Annotated in this window: 18 protein-coding genes and 1 tRNA gene; 3 read left to right on the top strand and 16 right to left on the bottom strand. The window is 72.5% G+C overall.

All coding sequences use genetic code 11. From position 1 onward, the window contains the following. Nucleotides 1–145: 145 nt before the first annotated feature. Complete coding sequence (locus ACFXDJ_RS10945) at nt 146–607, bottom strand: GatB/YqeY domain-containing protein (RefSeq protein WP_384659177.1); 462 nt, start codon at nt 605–607, stop codon at nt 146–148. Between the two features lie 104 nt (nt 608–711). Between ACFXDJ_RS10945 and ACFXDJ_RS10940 the strand changes: the two genes are divergently transcribed. The 3 genes from ACFXDJ_RS10940 (at nt 712) to ACFXDJ_RS10930 (ending at nt 2,494) form a co-directional block, all read left to right on the top strand. Then, nucleotides 712–1,650, top strand: a complete 939-nt coding sequence (locus tag ACFXDJ_RS10940; protein ID WP_384659178.1) for a metallophosphoesterase — start codon at nt 712–714, stop codon at nt 1,648–1,650. A gap of 22 nt (nt 1,651–1,672) precedes the next feature. After that, nucleotides 1,673–2,380 (top strand): Pr6Pr family membrane protein, encoded by a 708-nt coding sequence (locus tag ACFXDJ_RS10935; protein ID WP_384659181.1) that lies wholly within the window; start codon nt 1,673–1,675, stop codon nt 2,378–2,380. Nucleotides 2,381–2,420: 40 nt separating this feature from the next. Next, nucleotides 2,421–2,494, top strand: a tRNA-Pro gene (locus ACFXDJ_RS10930). A 64-nt stretch (nt 2,495–2,558) separates the two neighbouring features. Here ACFXDJ_RS10930 and ACFXDJ_RS10925 read toward each other — a convergent pair. The 15 genes from ACFXDJ_RS10925 to ACFXDJ_RS10855 are packed head-to-tail and all read right to left on the bottom strand — an operon-like array spanning nt 2,559 to nt 17,286. Further along, nucleotides 2,559–3,503, bottom strand: coding sequence for an ABC transporter permease (locus tag ACFXDJ_RS10925; RefSeq protein ID WP_384659184.1), 945 nt, complete (start codon nt 3,501–3,503; stop codon nt 2,559–2,561). Further along, complete coding sequence (locus tag ACFXDJ_RS10920; protein ID WP_384659187.1) at nt 3,490–4,248, bottom strand: ABC transporter ATP-binding protein; 759 nt, start codon at nt 4,246–4,248, stop codon at nt 3,490–3,492. Before ACFXDJ_RS10920 ends, ACFXDJ_RS10925 begins: the two co-directional genes overlap by 14 nt. Nucleotide 4,249: 1 nt before the next feature. Continuing rightward, nucleotides 4,250–5,587 carry a sulfate adenylyltransferase subunit 1 gene (locus ACFXDJ_RS10915; protein WP_384659190.1) on the bottom strand — a complete coding sequence of 446 codons (1,338 nt, stop codon included), beginning with the start codon at nt 5,585–5,587 and terminating at the stop codon, nt 4,250–4,252. A 2-nt stretch (nt 5,588–5,589) separates the two neighbouring features. Continuing rightward, a complete protein-coding gene (gene cysD, locus ACFXDJ_RS10910) occupies nt 5,590–6,531 on the bottom strand; it encodes a sulfate adenylyltransferase subunit CysD (RefSeq protein ID WP_384659193.1) in 942 nt (313 codons plus the stop codon). Then, the gene (gene cysC, locus ACFXDJ_RS10905) at nt 6,528–7,094 is read right to left on the bottom strand and encodes an adenylyl-sulfate kinase (protein ID WP_384659196.1); all 567 of its coding nucleotides are present in this window, start codon (nt 7,092–7,094) and stop codon (nt 6,528–6,530) included. The genes cysD and cysC overlap by 4 nt, the downstream gene beginning before the upstream one ends. Nucleotides 7,095–7,097: 3 nt before the next feature. Beyond that, nucleotides 7,098–7,922 (bottom strand): glycosyltransferase family 2 protein, encoded by an 825-nt coding sequence (locus ACFXDJ_RS10900; RefSeq protein ID WP_384659198.1) that lies wholly within the window; start codon nt 7,920–7,922, stop codon nt 7,098–7,100. 31 nt (nt 7,923–7,953) lie between these two features. Next, nucleotides 7,954–9,225 (bottom strand): ATP-grasp domain-containing protein, encoded by a 1,272-nt coding sequence (locus ACFXDJ_RS10895; protein ID WP_384659201.1) that lies wholly within the window; start codon nt 9,223–9,225, stop codon nt 7,954–7,956. Nucleotides 9,226–9,230: 5 nt separating this feature from the next. Next, nucleotides 9,231–10,046: a sulfotransferase family protein gene (locus ACFXDJ_RS10890; protein ID WP_384659204.1), complete on the bottom strand. Its 816-nt coding sequence runs from the start codon at nt 10,044–10,046 to the stop codon at nt 9,231–9,233. Further along, entirely contained in the window at nt 10,043–10,894 is an 852-nt protein-coding gene (locus ACFXDJ_RS10885; protein WP_384659207.1) for a sugar phosphate isomerase/epimerase family protein, read from the bottom strand. The genes ACFXDJ_RS10890 and ACFXDJ_RS10885 overlap by 4 nt, the downstream gene beginning before the upstream one ends. A gap of 1 nt (nt 10,895) precedes the next feature. Beyond that, entirely contained in the window at nt 10,896–11,654 is a 759-nt protein-coding gene (locus tag ACFXDJ_RS10880; protein WP_384659210.1) for a hypothetical protein, read from the bottom strand. Further along, nucleotides 11,651–12,586 carry a Gfo/Idh/MocA family protein gene (locus ACFXDJ_RS10875; RefSeq protein ID WP_384659213.1) on the bottom strand — a complete coding sequence of 312 codons (936 nt, stop codon included), beginning with the start codon at nt 12,584–12,586 and terminating at the stop codon, nt 11,651–11,653. Before ACFXDJ_RS10875 ends, ACFXDJ_RS10880 begins: the two co-directional genes overlap by 4 nt. Next, a complete protein-coding gene (locus ACFXDJ_RS10870; RefSeq protein ID WP_384848871.1) occupies nt 12,583–14,157 on the bottom strand; it encodes an Ldh family oxidoreductase in 1,575 nt (524 codons plus the stop codon). Before ACFXDJ_RS10870 ends, ACFXDJ_RS10875 begins: the two co-directional genes overlap by 4 nt. A gap of 33 nt (nt 14,158–14,190) precedes the next feature. Continuing rightward, nucleotides 14,191–14,586, bottom strand: coding sequence for a glyoxalase (locus ACFXDJ_RS10865; RefSeq protein WP_384653757.1), 396 nt, complete (start codon nt 14,584–14,586; stop codon nt 14,191–14,193). Between the two features lie 55 nt (nt 14,587–14,641). Further along, nucleotides 14,642–15,928 (bottom strand): ATP-grasp domain-containing protein, encoded by a 1,287-nt coding sequence (locus ACFXDJ_RS10860; RefSeq protein WP_384848868.1) that lies wholly within the window; start codon nt 15,926–15,928, stop codon nt 14,642–14,644. A gap of 29 nt (nt 15,929–15,957) precedes the next feature. After that, a complete protein-coding gene (locus ACFXDJ_RS10855; protein ID WP_384653761.1) occupies nt 15,958–17,286 on the bottom strand; it encodes an MFS transporter in 1,329 nt (442 codons plus the stop codon). Nucleotides 17,287–17,292 lie beyond the last annotated feature (6 nt).

The following is a 17,292-nucleotide window of genomic DNA, read 5'->3' as shown; positions in this document are numbered from 1 at the left end:
CGCACCGCCCCTCCCCCTCCACCCCTCCGCGCCGCCGCCCGCGCGGGGCGCGGCCGTCTTCTCCCGGGCGGCCCACACCCCGCCCCGGCCCCCTCCCGCGGCTCTCCGGCCCGGCGCCCCCCCCCCCCCTTTGTGTCTTGTTGTGTCAGGAGAGGTGCTTCTTGACGGCGGCGGCGACGCGCCCGCCGTCCGCCAGCCCGGCGACCTTCGGGTTCACGATCTTCATGACGGCGCCCATCGCCCGCGGGCCCTCGGCGCCGGCCGCCTTGGCCTCCTCGACGGCCTGCGCCACGATCGCGCCGAGCTCCTCGTCGCCGAGCTGCTTGGGGAGGTAGGTGTCGAGGAACTCGCCCTCGGCGGTCTCGCGCGCGGCCTGCTCGGGACGGCCACCCTGCGCGAAGGCGTCCGCGGCCTCGCGGCGCTTCTTCGCCTCCTTCGCGATCACCTTGAGGACTTCCTCGTCGGAGAGCACGCGGGCTTCCTTGCCCGCGACCTCCTGGTTGGTGATGGCGGAGAGGGTCAGGCGCAGCGTGGACGAGTGCAGCTCGTTCCGTGCGCGGATGGCGGTGGTGAGGTCTTCCTGGAGCTTGGCCTTGAGCGTGGTCATGCGCCGAGTCTGCCAGGTACCACCCCTCCGGCGCCCGCCGGTTTCCCCGGAGGGCTGCATCCTCACCGGGTCAGGATGCCCACCGGGTCTGCGAACATGAGGACATGCGTGCGCGTTACGGAGTACCCCTGAAGGTCACCGCCGGGATCGCCGCGGCGGGGGCCGCCGGCGTGGCCTATGCCGCCGGCTTCGAAGCCCGGTCATTCCGCCTGCGCCGGGTCATGGTCCCCGTGCTCCCACCGGGGATGCGCCCGCTGCGGATCCTGCAGGTCTCGGACATCCACATGGTCGGCGGGCAGCGCAAGAAGCGCGCGTGGCTCCAGTCCCTGGCCGGTCTGCGGCCCGACCTCGTCGTGAACACGGGCGACAACCTCTCCGACACGGAGGGCGTGCCGGAGGTGCTCGACGCGCTCGGCCCGCTGATGTCCTTCCCCGGCGTGTACGTCTTCGGGTCGAACGACTACTACGGCCCCCGGCTGCGCAATCCCGCCCGCTACCTGCTGGAGAAGGCCCAGGGGCGGCACGGGCTGAACGGCAACGCGCCGGTCGTCGGCGCCGTCCACAACCCGTGGGAGGGCCTGCGGGACGCCTTCGACGCGGCCGGCTGGCTCAACCTCACCAACACCCGGGGCCGGCTCAAGCTCGACGGGCTGGAGCTGGCCTTCACCGGCCTGGACGACCCGCACATCAAGCGCGACCGCTACGAGCGGGTCGCGGGCGGTCCGGACACGGACGCCGACTTCTCGATCGCCGTCGTCCACGCCCCGTACCTGCGCGTCCTGGAATCCTTCACCGCCGACCGCTACCCGCTGATCCTGGCCGGCCACACGCACGGCGGGCAGCTGTGCATCCCCTTCTACGGGGCGCTGGTCACCAACTGCGACCTGGACACGAAGCGGGTCAAGGGCCTGTCGACGCACGAGGCGGAGGGACACCGCTCCTACCTCCACGTATCGGCGGGCTGCGGCACCAACCGCTTCACCCCGGTGCGATTCGCGTGCCCGCCCGAGGCGACACTCCTCACGCTGACCCCGAAGGCGTAACGAAGCCCAGTACGTTGACCCGATGCCCGCACTCAACACTCCGCTCACTCCGCTCGCTCCGCGCCTGCCGACCGCCGCCTTCCGCGCGCTCATAGCGGCCGCCGCCTTCACCGGCCTCGCCATCGAGTGCGCGTACGGCAGCGTGCCCGTCGTCCTGAGCTTCTTCACGATCTGGACGAACATCCTGGTCGCGGTCGTCTTCACCCTCTCGGCCGTCCGCACCTACCGCGGGGTCCCGGACGTGGCCCCCGTCTGGCGCGGCGGGGTCCTCCTCTTCATCCTGATCACCGGGCTGGTCTTCCACCTGGTCCTGGCCAACCCGTCCAGCCCCTTCAACGTGATCGAGGACCTGGACAAGCTCGCGGGAGCCCGCGCCGTCTCCAACCAGCTCCTCCACACGGTCACCCCCGTCGGCGCCGTCCTGGACTTCCTCCTCCTGACCGCCCCGCGCCGCCTGCTCCCGCGCCACGCCGCGCAGTGGCTGGCGTACCCACTGGCCTACGTGGTCTTCGCGCTGATCCGCGGCGCCCTCCTCTCCCCCGGCGCCCCGGCCCGGTACACGTACCCCTTCATCGACGTGGCCCAGTACGGCTACGCCCGGGTCGCCGTGAACTCCGTGGTCCTCGGTCTCGGCTTCTACGCCCTCGGCCTCGCCCTGGTCACGGCGGACCGCTACCGCCCGCCCCGCGAAAACCGGATTTCGTCTCCGGCCGAGGGTCCGCTAAAGTAATCGATGTCGCCAGGGCAGCAAGCGCTGCAAGGGTGGACATCGGGGTGTAGCGCAGCTTGGCAGCGCGCTTCGTTCGGGACGAAGAGGTCGTGGGTTCAAATCCCGCCACCCCGACTTCGTAAGACCAGGTCAGGGGCCTGATCCGCATCGCGGATCAGGCCCCTGTTTGGCGTTTGGCCTAGCCCTGCTGCTCCGGGTCGTCGTGTGTCAGGAGACCGCGAGTGCGCAGGACGCGCCGTTCGAGTGGGCGGAAGACGGATGCCTCTGTCACGACGCCGACGAAGAGGATGAGCGCCGTGGCTGCCAGTACCAGGCTCAGGCTGCCCGTCTTCTTGCCCGCGTCGAGCATCCGGCCGATACCGGGAAGCGGTGTGCTGGTGATCAGCTCGGCGGTCATGAGGGCTCGCCAGCCGAAGGTCCAGCCCTGCTTGAGGGACGTGATGATGCCCGGCATGGCGGCGGGGACCAGGATGCGGCGCGCTCCGGTGAGTCCGGTCGCGCCCATCGATCTGCCGGCCCGCAGCAGCAGGGGCGGGACCTGGTCCAGGGCGGAGAGGATCCCGACCACGATGGACGGGACGGCGCCGAGCAGCACGACGCAGAACACGGCGTTCTCGGAGTTGCCGAGGCAGATGACGGCCACCGGTACCAGCGCGGCGGCGGGCAGGGACTGGATGGCGTTCAGGACGGGGCGCAGGGGCAGGCGCAGCGCGGTGAACCCGAAGAGCAGCAGCGTCAGGGGCGCCGCTACGGCCACGGAGCAGAGGAAGCCGAGCAGGCAGCGCCGAATGCTGTGGAACAGGGCCGGAGCCAGCGTGCCGTGCCGCCAGGCGGTGGCGATGTCGTGCCATACGGCCGCCGGTGTGGGGAGGGTGGCCGACCAGTGGAGTGTGCAGGCGAGCTGCCAGGCGCAGAGCACCATGGCGAAGGCAGCCAGTGGTGCCGCCGCCTTGAAGGTGAGGTGGCGAAGGCGTGGTCCGGTGACTCGCCGCGTGCGAGCGAGGGGTGCGAGGGGTGTGGGTGTGCCGGCGGGGGCGGGCGGGGCGGCGGTCACGGCAGCGGGTCCTGCGGGGACCATCGTGAGCGTGCGGATCGGCCGGGGGATGGTGTCAGTGGCGGGCATCGCGGCCGATCTCCTCCTGTAGGCGGTCGGTGATTTCATGGGCGAGCGTGGTGACGGCGGGGTCGTCGGCCCGCCGGGGCCGGGGGGCGCCCACGGTCCATTCGCGGGCGACGCGGCCGGGGTGCGAGGACAGCAGCACGACGCGGTCCCCGAGGCGTACGGCCTCGTGGACGTCGTGGGTCACGAACAGCACGGTGAGCTGCCGGTCGGCCCAGACCCTGGTCAGTTCGCCGTGGAGCAGCTCGCGCGTGATCGGGTCCAGGGCCGCGAACGGCTCGTCCATGAGCAGGACTTCGGTCCCCTGGGCCAGAGCGCGGGCCAGCGCCACCCGTTGGCGCATGCCGCCGGACAGCTCGTGCACCCGCTGCCCGTACGCGTCTCCCAGCCGTACGAGGTCCAGCAGTCGCCCGGCCTCCGCGACCCGGTCGGCCTTCGCCACGCCGCGCAGCCGTAGCGCGAGCTCGACGTTCTCGCCCGCGGTCAGCCAGGGGAAGAGGGCGTGGTCCTGGAAGAGCATCGCCGGGCGGGGGCCGCACACGCGCACGTCGCCCGACGACGCCCGTTCGAGTCCTGCGACCAGGCTGAGCAGGGTCGACTTGCCGGAGCCCGAGGCGCCGAGGAGGCAGACGAACTCTCCTGCCGTCACCTTGAGGTCGACGCCGTCGATCACCGTCCGGCGCGTGCCGGCCGGACCGTACGCCTTGGACACGGTTCGCAGGTCGATCGCGATGCTGCTCGCCGTCATGTCAGAAGTCCCAGCTGTCATCGCGGACGGTGGTGGTGGCGGTGGTGGCTGCGAAGGCCTCGCCCGACATGCCCGCCGCCAGGGTCGTGCCGTCGGCCGGGTCGATCAGCAGGAAGGAGCCGGTGCGGCGCGAGTCGGCGTACGAGTCGAGGGCGAGCGGCTCGGCGGTGCGCACCAGGACGCGGCCGATGTCATTGGTGACCAGCTGCCCCGGGTTCGGGTGCTGGGAGAGGTCGTCCAGGGTCAGCCGCGAGGGGATCTCCTTGACGATGGCCTTGACCGTGCGCGTGGTGTGCTTGAGCAGCACCCGCTGCCCCACCGACAGAGGCCGGTCGGCGACATGGCAGACGGTCGCGGCCACGTCCTGAGTGGTGGCGGGCGCGCCACCGCTCGGCACGATCAGGTCGCCGCGCGAGATGTCGATGTCGTCCTCGATCAAGAGGGTGACGGACTGGGGGGTCCGGGCCTCGTCCACCGGCTCGCCGAGCAGGTCGATCCCGGAGATCTTCGAGGTGCGGCCCGAGGGCAGCACGGTCACCGGCTCGCCGACCCGGAACGTCCCGGCGGCGATCTGCCCGGCGTAGCCCCGGTAGTCGCGGTGCTGGGCGGTCTGCGGCCGGATCACGTACTGCACGGGCAGCCGGGCGTGGGCCCCGGTGAGGCCGTCGCTGACCGGAACCGTCTCCAGGTGCTCCAGAACGGTCGGGCCGCCGTACCAGTTCATGTGCGCGGAGGGCTCGACCACGTTGTCGCCCGCGAGCGCCGAAACCGGGATCGCGGTGATCTGCGGGATGCCCAACTCGCCCGCGTACGCGGTGAAGTCCGACACGATGTGCGCGAACACCTGCTCCTCGTAGCCGACCAGGTCCATCTTGTTGACGGCCAGGACCACGTGGGGGACCCGGAGGAGGGCCGCCACGGCGGCGTGCCGGCGCGTCTGCTCGACGACACCGTTGCGCGCGTCGACCAGGATCACGGTGAGGTCGGCGGTGGAGGCGCCGGTGACCATGTTGCGGGTGTACTGCACGTGCCCGGGGGTGTCGGCCAGGATGAACCGGCGCCGCGTGGTCGCGAAGTAGCGGTAGGCGACGTCGATGGTGATGCCCTGTTCCCGCTCGGCGCGCAGGCCGTCGGTGAGCAGTGCGAGGTCGGGGGTGTCCTGGCCGCGCTGGGCGGACACCGCCTCGACCGCGTCGAGGGTGTCGGTGAGGATCGACTTGGAGTCGTGCAGGAGGCGTCCGACGAGCGTGGACTTGCCGTCGTCGACGGAACCGGCGGTGGCGAAGCGCAGCAGGGTGGTGGCCGACAGGTCGGCGAACTGCTCGGTGGCGGTGGTCATTTCTAGAAGTACCCTTCGCGCTTGCGGTCTTCCATCGCGGCCTCGGACATCTTGTCGTCGGCGCGGGTCGCGCCCCGCTCGGTGAGGCGGGAGGCGGCGATTTCGGTGATCACGGCGTCCAGCGTGGTGGCGTCGGAGTCGACGGCGCCGGTGCAGGACATGTCACCGACGGTGCGGTAGCGGATGAGGCGGACTTCCGGGGTCTCGCCGCTCTTCGGGCCGCCCCATTCGCCGGCGGTCAGCCACATGCCGTTGCGCTTGAAGACCTCGCGCTCGTGGGCGAAGTAGATCTCCGGCAGTTCGATCTTCTCGCGGGCGATGTACTGCCACACGTCGAGCTCGGTCCAGTTGGAGAGCGGGAAGACGCGCACGTGCTCGCCGGGTGCGTGGCGGCCGTTGTAGAGCTGCCACAGCTCGGGGCGCTGGCGGCGCGGGTCCCACTGCGAGAACTCGTCCCGGAGACTGAACACCCGCTCTTTGGCTCGGGCCTTCTCCTCGTCCCGGCGCCCGCCGCCGAACACCGCGTCGAAGCGGTGGCTCCGGATGGCCTCGGTCAGCGGCACGGTCTGCAGCGGGTTGCGGGTCCCGTCCGGGCGCTCGCGCAGCGTGCCGGCGTCGATGTACTCCTGCACCGAGGCGACGTGCAGCCGCAGTCCGTGCTCGGCCACCACCCGGTCGCGGTAGTCGATGACCTCGGGGAAGTTGTGCCCGGTGTCCACGTGCAGCAGCGAGAAGGGGACGGCCGCCGGGGCGAACGCCTTCAGCGCCAGGTGCAGCATGACGATGGAGTCCTTGCCGCCGGAGAACAGGACCACCGGCTTCTCGAACTCGCCCGCCACCTCGCGGAAGATGTGCACGGCTTCCGATTCCAGGGCGTCCAGGTGCGGGATCCCCCGTGCCGCCGTGACGGGTTCGTGCCGGGTGAGCATCGCGACCGCCGTCATTTCCGTTCCCCTTCGTGTACGAGTCCCCGCTGGGTGAGCAGGGCGTGGAGGGCCTCGACCGAGTCGCGGAGGCTCTCCCTGTGCGTCTCGATCCGCAGATCCGGCGCCCCGGGGGCCTCGTACGGGTCGTCCACCCCGGTCAGGCCGCTGAGCTCGCCCGCCGCCTGCTTGGCGTACAGGCCCTTCACGTCGCGCGCCGAGCAGACGTCCACCGGCGTCGCGACGTGCACCTCCAGGTACGGGGTGCCCTCGGCCCGGTGGCGCCGGCGGACCGCCTCGCGGCTGTCGGCGTACGGGGCGATCACCGGAACCAGCGCCAGCACCCCCTGGGAGGCGAGCAGTTCGGCGACGAAGCCGATGCGCTGGACGTTGGTGTAGCGGTCCGCGCGGCTGAAACCGAGGCCCGCCGACAGGAACGTGCGGATCTCGTCCCCGTCCAGCACCTCGACCCGGTGGCCCTCGGCGCGCAGCCGGCCGGCCAGCTCGTGCGCGAGGGTGGTCTTGCCCGCGCTCGGCAGCCCGGTCAGCCAGATCGTGGCCCCGGTCTCTCGCTGCGCAGTCATCTCTCAGCCCACCGGAAGCGTAGTCGCGAGTGAATTGGCCATCTGGAGGCTGATGTTGAGCCCGGCTGCCGACGGGTCGTACGACCAGGGCTGGACCTTGGCGCTGGCGGTGAGCCTGCGCAGCGCGGTGGCCGGAGTGCTGCGCGGGGCCAGCCGGCCCGCGCGCCACGCCTCGCGGAACGCGATGCCCGCGCCCTTGCTGTTGCGGTGCGCGACCCGCAGCGCCGGTACGAAGAACACCCGGCCGCCCTGTTCCGCCAGCCGCTCCACGAGTCCGTTGTCGCTGGCCGTGACGACGTCCGGGAAGCCGTCCGCGGCGCGGAACAGGTCGGTCCACACCGCCGAGTTGCCGCCCGCGAAGAAGGTCACCTCGCTGTGGGCCGGGTGCTGGGCGTAGCGGACCTCGTAGCGGTACTGGCGGGCCCGTGCCACCACCCCGCTGTCGAAGGGGAGCACCCGGCCGGTGACCGCGGCACGGTCCTCGGTCAGGGCCTCGTCGAGGACCTCGAACCAGTCCGGCAGCGGGCGCGCGTCGTCGTCCAGGAAGGCCAGGACATTGCCGGTGGCCTCCTGTGCGGCCAGGTTGCGGCTGGCCGCGGCGCCCAGCCGGCGTGCGTTGCGCAGCACCCGTACGGGGAACGGGTGCTCCGACGCGTCGGCCCGCAGGGGGACGTCCGAGGCGTCGTCCACCAGCAGCACCTCGTGGACGGTGCCGGTGTCGCAGGCGGCGATCGCGGTCAGCAGGCGCTCCACGTCCGACGGCCGGTTGCGGGTGGCGATCACGATCGAGGTCCGCTTGTGGCGGCCGGTCCCCGCTGTTGTGCTCATTGCCTTGCTCCTTGGAGAAGTTCGTAGGGGGTCAGGACCGTGACGCCGGACCGAAGGGGTCCAGCACCTCGTCGACTTCGTCGAGGAGGTCGCCCAGGGTGGCGCGCGAGGGCTCCGGCGCCGGTTCGGTGGCGATCACGACGCGTTCGGCGGCCTCCCGGGCCAGCCGGATCGCGGTGGGGGCATCGGCGGCGTGCGTCATCACGTAGCCGCAGCGGTCCTCGGACCAGCGCAGCTCGTGGACGGTGTCGCCCGGGGCGACCTGGACGTCGATCTGTACGACGCCCTCGGACGCTTCCGCGTCATCGGCCCCCGTCACGGTCGTGACGATGCCGGGTGCGGCGGTCAGGAAGCGGATCGCGGCCGCGCCCTGGGCGGTGGGAGCGCCGGGCAGGGGGGCGGACTCCCCGGCCAGCCGGTAGGTGGCCTCTTCCAGGTCCACCCCGTGGACGAGGCGCACCAGGTCGTTGATGCGGTCGCCGCCGCGCCTGCTGTGCGCCTCGACCACCCGGGGGCCGTCGGCGGTGAGGATGATCTCGGTGTGCGCCGGGCCGTCCACGAGCCCGACCGCGTCGAGCATGGCGACCACCACGTCCCGTAGGGCACCCGCCTCTTCGGCGGCGACCGACGCGGGAACGACGTGGCCCAGCTCGACCACTCCACCCCCGGTGTCCTTCCCGGTGACGGCGATGATCTCGTGCCGGCCCGCGACCGAGAAGCTCTCGACGCTCAGCTCATCGCCGACGAGGAGCTCTTCGGCGAAGAAGTCGGACATGGCCAGCTCCTCCCGCCAGGCCCAGGCCTCGTCCACCTCGCCGACGGAAGCGATCTTGCGCACGCCCAGGCTGCCGGAGCCCATCGTCGGCTTGATCACGGCCGCGCCGTGCGTCTTCACGAACGCGCGCAGCTCGTCGAGCGTGGGGGCGAGCGCCGTGGCGACGGGGCTGATGCCCTTCTCGTTGAGCAGCGCGCGCAGCGCGGGCTTGTCGTGCAGCAGGCGGGTGGTCCTGACGCCGTTTCCGGGCAGCCCCAGTGCGTCGGTGAGGTGACCCGCGACGACCTGGGCCGCCTCGGTCTGGGTGAACACCCGGGAGAAGGGCTTCTGTTCGTGCAGGGCGGTCACCAGCGCGGTCACCGTCGGCACGTCCTGGTAGTCGACGATCAGCAGCTCGGCACAGTGGGGCACGACGGCCGGGTCGAAGGCGGACGGCTTCTGGACGTGCACCACCTCGAAGCCGAGGTCCGCGGCTTTGCGGACGATGCCGGCCTTGCCTCCGAGAACGAGAATGCGGGGTCCGTGCACGGGGGTCACCTCGGGGTGGTCGTGGCGAGCAGGGGTACGGGGGCGGTCGCGGCCAGGAGCGCGTCCCAGACGGCAGCGGTCCGCTCCGGGAGCCCGGCTTCGAGCGGGGCGGCCGGAGTGCGGGGGTTCAGCCCGGCCAGGTAGGGGCGCAGGTCGAGCCCGGTGAACTCTTCGAGGCGTCGGGTCTCCTCGCCCCGGCACAGCGCCTGGTACTCGATCACCAGCCGGCGCCCGGCCGGGATCCGGTCGGCGAAGGCGAGCCATTCACGGTTCCAGGACGTCCACTTGGCCAGCGCCGCCTCGCGGGTGACCGGCACCCACGGCCGGTCGCCGGTCCACCGGAGCATGGACCTGGCGGCCTCTTCCGGGTGGCGTACGAGCATCACGTACCGGGCGTCGGGCAGCACCGCGTCCAGATGGGGCAGGTGGAGCAGGTACTCGTTGTACTTGTCGCCCCAGTGCGGAAGGCCCTGAGCGGCCTCGGTGAGGATGCGCCGCGCGAGCGCGACCGGGTCGTCCCCGGCCGTGCCCTCGGCGACCTCGCGGGCCGCTGCCCGCAGGCTCCGCTCGACGCGCTCGCGCCAGCGGTCGGCGCCGGCGCCGTCGGCGGGCCGCCGGTCCAGGGCGTACAGGATCTCGTCCGCACGCAGATGGCGGTGGGCCAGGTCGTCCGGGCCCAGCCAGCGGTGCAGCAGGTAGGGGAGCTTGCCGTTGACCGTGAAGTGGCCGCCGGCGTCGTGGAAGGCGAGGTTCATGGCGTAGGCGAGCGCGGTGGTGCCGCAGCGCTGGCCGCCGAGCAGGATCACGGGCGATGTGGTCATGCGACGGCCTCCACCATCTCGCGCAGCAGCTTCATGCAGATGCCGCTGGCCTCGAAGCCGCCGCCGGTGAACTCCTCGCCCCACGGCTCGTCGCGCTGCCGCTGGGTGAGCGGCGGGCGTCCGATGCGCCAGTGGGTCTCCAGCGAGATCCAGCCCCGGTAGTCGTCCTCGGCCAGCGCGGTGAGGATCGCGGGCCAGGGGAGGTCGCCCTCGCCCAGTCGTACGTAACTGTCCTGTCCGTCGGGGTCCTTCACGTGGACGTGCCGGATCCGGTCCCGGCCCGCCGCGTAGTCCTGCGGGAAGGGCGCCGGGTCCCAGCCGCTGAAGACGCTGTTGCCCGGGTCCCACAGCACGCCGAGCCGGTCGTCGCCGAGCTCGTCGAGGAACTCCAGGGTGTGGCGCATGGTCGGGCTGTTGGTGCGCATCCCCGTCTCCACGAGCAGGGGGACACGGTCGGCGGGGACCCCGTCGAGCACCTCGCGGGCCGCCTTCGCGGCCCCGCGCGGATCCGGGTCACCGTCGCGGTAGAAGGTGAAGATGCGGACGAAGGGCGCACCCAGCACTTCGGCCCGGCGGACCGCGTCCACGACCAGTTCGCGTACGGAGCCGATCTCGGCGTCCGTGCGGGGCAGCGCGCACTTCAGGGCGGGCGGATCGAAGCCCGCGACTTCGAGGCCGTGCGCGGCGACGGACTCCCGGAGGGAGCGCAGCTGGTCGTCGCTCATCCGGTGCGGGGCCACGCCGCCCGAGGAGCGGAGTTCGAGGCCGGCGAATCCGAGCCGGGCGGCTTCGGCCGCGGCCGTGTCGATGTTCTGCGACAGCTCGTCGTTGATGACGGCGAGTCTCACGTCAGGGCCTTTCGCTGAGAGCAGGGGAAGAAGCGGGGGCGGGGGCGGGGGCGGGGGCGTACCAGTCCAGGAGCAGGGCCATGTCCTCGGCCAGCGCTCCGGCCTTCGACTCGACGGTGACCGCGCGCAGCGGGCCGGCCGCCGCGAGCAGCTCGCGCGTCGGCCCGGCACAGGAGAGCGCGAGCGGCAGGTGCCCGTTGGACCCGGGAGAGGCCCAGTCGAAGCCCTTCACCTGGGCGTACGAGGTCCAGGGCGCGAGCCGTGCGGCGGCCGCGGCGGGATCCGGGTGGATCCTGGCCAGACCCAGGGAGTCGAGCAGGATGCGGACGCCGGTCCGCTCGCACAGTTCGAGGAGTTCGGGCACGGGGGCGTAGCCGTGATGCGTCTCGACCAGTACGCGTTCGGTGCCGCCGACGCGTGCGGCCAGCTCCTGGATCTGCTGTCGCGTCCGGTCGAAGGCCTCGGGCGCGGTGCAGCCCTCGGCCGCGAAGACCTTCACCGGCAGACCCGGCTCCAGCTGGTCGAGGTCCGCGGCGGCGGGCAACGGATGCGCGGCTCCGCCGAGCACGGTTCCGATTCCGACGAAGCAGACGCCGACCCCGGCTGCGCGCAGCCCGGCCAGTCCGCCCTGCTCCCAGGCGTGTCCCTTCCCGGCGCGCACATCGACGGCGGTGCCACCGAGCTCCAGGGTCAGCCGTGCCAGCTCGGCCGCCCCCAGGGCGGGGGCCGAACCCGAGGAGAGCCCCACCAGGGTGGTCATACGATCACCACCGGTTCCCGGGTGACCGAAGCCAGGATCTCGGTCACCCCACGGGCGCCGTCCAGGTGGCAGCGGCGCGGCGGCCGGCCGGTCGCGACGGCCTCGGCCATCTCCCGGTAGACCGCACCGCGCAGCTCGGCGGTCGGAACCGTCGGCCAGGTCTCCTCCGTATCCCCGATCCGGGTGTTCACCAGGCCGTCGACGACGGTCAGGCTGCGGTCGGGGCCCAGTACCTGGAGCCGCTCGGTGCGGGTGGCCGACTCCGCCGTCACGGTGAAGGCCAGGGTGGCCCCGCCGTGGAACTGGATCACGCCGGTGACGCGGGCGTCGATGCCCGGGGCCAGCTCCCTGGTGGGGGCCAGCTGCACGGTTTCGGGGCGGCCGAGGAGCTGGCAGGCCAGGTCCAGATAGTGCACGCCCAGGTGCGCGGCGATGCCGCCGAAGGCCGACGCGGGGTCGCTGCGCCAGCCGGCCCGCCGGTAGTGGGCCGGCGGCCGGAACCGCGACACCTCCAGGACGGCGGTGACCGCGGGATCCGTCCAGTCCGCGGCGAGCGCGGCGTCGGGCAGCCGCAGCCGGTGCTGGAGCATCACCCCGACCGGCTTTCCGGCCCGCGCGGCGGCGGCCGCCAGCTGGTCGATCTCCGCCCCCGAAACGGCGGGCGGCTTCTCCAGCAGTACGGCCTTGCCGGCCTCCAGCGCCTCCACGGCGAGCCGGGCACGGCCGCCGGGCGGCACGCACAGCGCCACGAGACCGACCCGCGGGTCGTCGAGCAACTCGGCCCAGGAACCGGCGCGTGGGATCGCTCCGGTGTCCAGGGAGGCGTCCTGCTCAAGGACGGCGACCGCGCTCGCCTCGGTCAGCCCCTCCAGGGCCGCGGCATGCTGGCGGCCGGCCACCCCGTACCCGACGATCCCCACACCTAGGCTCATCGCTCGCCCGCCGTGGTGGTCAGGGCCCGGTCGGAGATCCAGCCGAGCTGGTCGGCGACGGAGGCCGGGACGGGCACACCGTGTTCGCGGGCCGCCGCTTCGGCCAGCTCCTCCTGCTGTTCGGGGAGATGGACCGGTGGAGCGCCGTGCGGATAGCCCGCGGAGATCGCCCCGGACAGCACCGCCAGCAGCTCGTCCACCGGCGGGTTGCCGAAGGCCGCGGGCGAGAAGGCCAGGAACAGCTGCGAGCAGTCCATCGACCGCTCCGGCTCCGCGCGCTGCTTGTGGACCAGCGGGCTGACCGTGCCGCCCGCCAGAATGCCGGCCAGCACCTCGGTGATCACGGCGACGCCGAGTCCCTTGTGGCCGCCGAACACCGGCACCGCGCCGCCCCGGTCCAGCTCCTCCGGGTCGGTGGTGGGCCTGCCCTGACGGTCCACCAGCCAGGTGTCGGGCACCTGGTCGCCCCGGTGCGCGGCATGGCGGATCTTGCCGCTCGCCACCGTGCCGGTGGCGAAGTCGACGACGAGGGGCCGCTCGTCCGCTCGCGGAACCACCATGCACACGGCGTCGTTGCCCAGGGTCGGGCGCCCGGCTCCGGGGGCGGCCACGCTGGGGCCGGAGATGTTCAGGACCAGCCCGATCACGCCGTGGCGGACGAAGTGCTCCCGGTAGGCGGCGAGCATGCCGATGTGGTTGTTGCCGCGCACCGCGACGGCGGCGAGACCCGACTCGGCCGCCCGAAGGGCGCAGGTGGCGGCGGCGAGTTCGGCGGCCACCTGGCCGAAGCCCCCGCGTGCGTCGAGCACCTGGACGGGGCCTTCGTCGCGGACCCACACGGGTTCGGCGGCCGCGTCGATGCCTCCCTTGGCGAGCCGGTCCAGGTACATGGGCAGCAGCCCGACGCCGTGGGAGAAGTGGCCTCGCACATCGGCGTCGACCAGGATCCCGGCCACCAGTGCCGCGCGCTCGGCGTCGACTCCGGAGTCGGTGAGGGAGCCCGTGGCGGCGTCGGTGAGCGCGGCCACGGTGAAACGTGCCTCCGGCTCCTCCGGCTGCTTCGCCCGTACGGGAGCGTCCAGCGCTACGACGCGGTCGGCGGTCCGGGCCGTTTCGGCGTCGGCGGTCACCAGCAGCACGGCGTCGCCGTGCCGGGCGGCCGTCCGCGCGAGCTCAGCGGGCGCATCGTCCGTCAGGTGCGGACCGGACGCGTCCACGACCACCACGCGGGGCGAACCGGCGGCAGCCGGCCGGCGCTGACCGGCCCGCGGAACGGCCTTCTGACCGACCCGCAGGACGGTCACGCCGGCGGGGCGGGCCGGAGCCACGCGGCGGGGGGTTCCCTGGGAACCCGTGGTGATCGCCCCGTACTGGGCGCGCCGGCGCCCGGCGAAGACGTCCGCCAGCGCGGACGCCGATGCGGCGTCCTGCGCCTGTACCGCGACGATCTCACCGGCGGCCACGGAAACGGTCAGGCCCGGTATCAGGATGCGCTCGGCGCCCTCGGGCCCCTCGGCCACGATCAGGTCGGCGACGCGAAGCGCGGGCTTCCTGGTCGGTGTTGGGGTCATTGCTGGCTCCTCGGAGTGCGGTGGGGGGTTACGTCAGGACGCGCTCTGCGGCTCAAGGAACTCAAGGCGGTTGCCGAACTTGTCGAAGGCGTAGAAGCGGTCGTGGCCGGGGAAGTTGTCGTCCCACACCACCTCGTGGCCGTGGGCCTCCAGGCGCTCGGCGAGGCCGCGCAGGGAGCGGACGAGGATGCCGGGGTGCGCCTTGGCGGAGGGACGGAAGTCCTGCTCCACGCCGAGGTGGACCTCCAGGCCGCCGCCGCGGAACCAGCAGCCGCCGCGGGCGGCGAGGACCGGGGGCTTCTGCAGTTCGGTCATGCCGAGCGCCTCGCCCCAGAACGCGCGGCACAGGTCCTCGGAACCGGCCGGGATGGCGAGCTGGACGTGGTGCAGGCCGCCGAAGGAGTAGTCGGCGGTGTTCTCGGTGGTCATGACGTTCTCTTTTCTCTCGCTGTCAAAGGAAGTTGAGGGGATGTGAGCTGATGCTTCAGGAAGCCAGCGTTTCGTGCCGGGCCGCCATGCCGTCGGTGCGCACGGTGAAGGAGAGCCGGCGAACACCGTCCTGGGCGCGCTTGAGCGCCTCGTCCTGGGTGGCGCCCACCGCGCAGACGTGGGCGGCGCGGGCGAAGGACCCGGTGACGCCCTTGAGCCGCTTGCCCGGCTCGCGCAGCACCTCGACGTCGGTGACGCCCTCCAGCGCGCGGACCTCGTCCTCGCCCGCGACGGAGACGATCTCGCCGACGGCGTCGGGGCAGGCGTACCAGATCGCCGCGCAGCGCGGCCTCTCCTTGCCGTCGGCCAGCGCGGCCCGGACCTCGTCGAGGACCTTGAGCCCGACGGCCTGACGGGCGACCACGTCGATCAGGTCGACGCCGGAGACACGCGCCCACAGCTCGGGGATCTCGTCGCCGGCCGGGCGCAGGTGGGTCTCGACGATGTGCACGGCGTCGGCGGAGACGATGACCTCGGTGTGGGTGACGCCGGTACGGACGCCCAGCGCGGCCAGCATGTCCCGTACGGTCGCGGCGATGCGATCGGTGTCGGCGGCCGGCAGCGGCGCCGGGACGACGTGTCCGACCTCCACGAAGTGGTCGTGCTCGGAGATCTTGCGGGTGACGCCCACGACCAGGTGCTCGCCGTCCTCGCTCACGCACTCCACGCTGTACTCGTCACCGCTGAGGAACGGCTCCACCAGCAGATCCGCCGAATCCAGGTCGCCGGCGCCGACGGCGCCCCAGTCGAGGGCGCGCTCGATGTCGGCGGGCCCGTCGATCCGGGTCACGCCCTTGCTGGCGACTCCCCGCACCGGCTTGCAGATCAGCGGGTAGCCGGTCTTCTCGGCGACCTTGAGGATCCCCTCCGCGTCGTGCACCAGCTCGGCGATGGTCTCGCTCACCCCGGCCTCGGCGAGCACCCGCCGCATGGCGCACTTGTCGGCGACGGCCCGTACGGTCTCCGGGCTGTGCCACTCCAGTCCGAGCGCGCCCCCGATCGCGGCGGTCTTCTCGGTGTCCTTCTCGGTGAAGTTGGTGAGCCGGTCCACCGGGTCGACGGCGTGCACGAAGCGCGCCGCCGCCACCCACTCCTCCACCGGCGCGTCCTCGCGCAGCACGATCAGCCGCTGGAGCTTCTCGCGGCTGCGCAGCCGGGGCACGACCTCGGGCCGGCAGATCACCGTGGTGCGCAGACCCGGCCGGGCGTCGCGGGCCCGGTCGGGCAGATCGCGGCCGCCGCTGACGATCAGCAGGTGCATGGTGTCGGGTGTGTCGGACATGGATTCCTCCGTCGGGCGGGATACGAGGGTCAGGAGCCGGTGGCGGCGGGTACGGGAGCGGAGTGGGGCGCGTGCTCGACGGCCTCGACGGCCTCGGCGGCGGGCTCGACGGCCTCGGCGGCCTCGTCCCTGGGGCGGGTGCCGGCCCAGCTGAGGGCCGCGGCGAACGGGAAGCACACCGCGAGGGCCAGCCAGCCGGCCGGACCGGCCTGGGCGAGCAGCCACAGCACCACGGCGGGACCGGCGATCTCCGCCGCCGAGAAGCCCACGTTGAAGAAGGCGAGGTAGCGGCCCTGGGCGGCCTCCGGCGACAGGGCGAAGGAGATCTCCCAGGAAGAGGCCGAGTGCAGCAGCTCGGCCACGGTCAGCAGGAGCAGGGCAGCCATCAGCGCGATCGCGGCCCACCACGCGGACTCGGCGAAGCCGCTCGCGGCGAAGGCGAGGCAGGCGGCCGACAGCAGGACCGCGGAGCGGTTCGTGGCCCGTGCGGCGGTGGCCAGGCTGTCGATGTGCTTGGTGACCCGGACCTGGGCCAGCACCGTGATGACGGTGTTGGTGGTGATCAGGACGGTGATCATCCAGATCGGGGAGCGGGTGTGCTCGGCCACCCACAGCGGGAGCACGGTGATCAGGATCGCGTCGTGCAGGAACAGCACGCCGTTCGAGGCGGTCGCGGCCACGAACCGCCAGTCGCGCAGCGGCGGGATGACCGGGCCCGAGGGCTTCTCCTCGTCCGCCTTCTTCGCCGCGACGGGCGCGACGCGGGGCAGCATGCTGATGCAGGCGAAGACGAACAGGAAGCTGATCGCGTTGCCGATGAACAGCCAGCGGAACGCGGTCGCCGACCCGGTCGTCAGCGCGATGCCGGCGACGGAGAACCCGACGGTGAAGCCGAGGTTGCGCAGGGAGCGGATGAACCCCATGGTGCGGTTGCGTTCCGTGCCGGTGATCAGCTGCCCGACCATGGCCTGGTTGAGCGGCTGACCCGCCCGGTCCATGACGAACAGCAGGGAGGCCGTCACGACGAACTGCGTGAAGTCGTGGACGGTCAGGTAGGCCAGGTAGCCGACGCACCGCCACACGCAGACGATCAGCAGCATGTTGCGCGGGCCGAACCGGTCCGCGAGCCGCCCCATCGGGACGGCGGTGATCAGGCCGACGATACCGGCGATGGCGAGGCCCAGGCCGAGCTGCGTCTCGCTCAGACCCGCGAAGCGGGTGAAGTAGAGGGCGGAACCGGCCAGGAACATGCCGGTGCCGACGGATCCGACGAGTGCGTTCACCGCGATGATCCGGGATGCCCGGGTGGCGGGCAGCGCCCGGATGAACCGGTCGCGCAGGGTGGTGTGTGCGGACATGGGTTT

The sequence above is a fragment of the Streptomyces sp. NPDC059443 genome (assembly GCF_042750105.1).
Lineage (GTDB): Bacteria > Actinomycetota > Actinomycetes > Streptomycetales > Streptomycetaceae > Streptomyces.
This window is presented reverse-complemented; position numbering and strand designations above follow the sequence as displayed.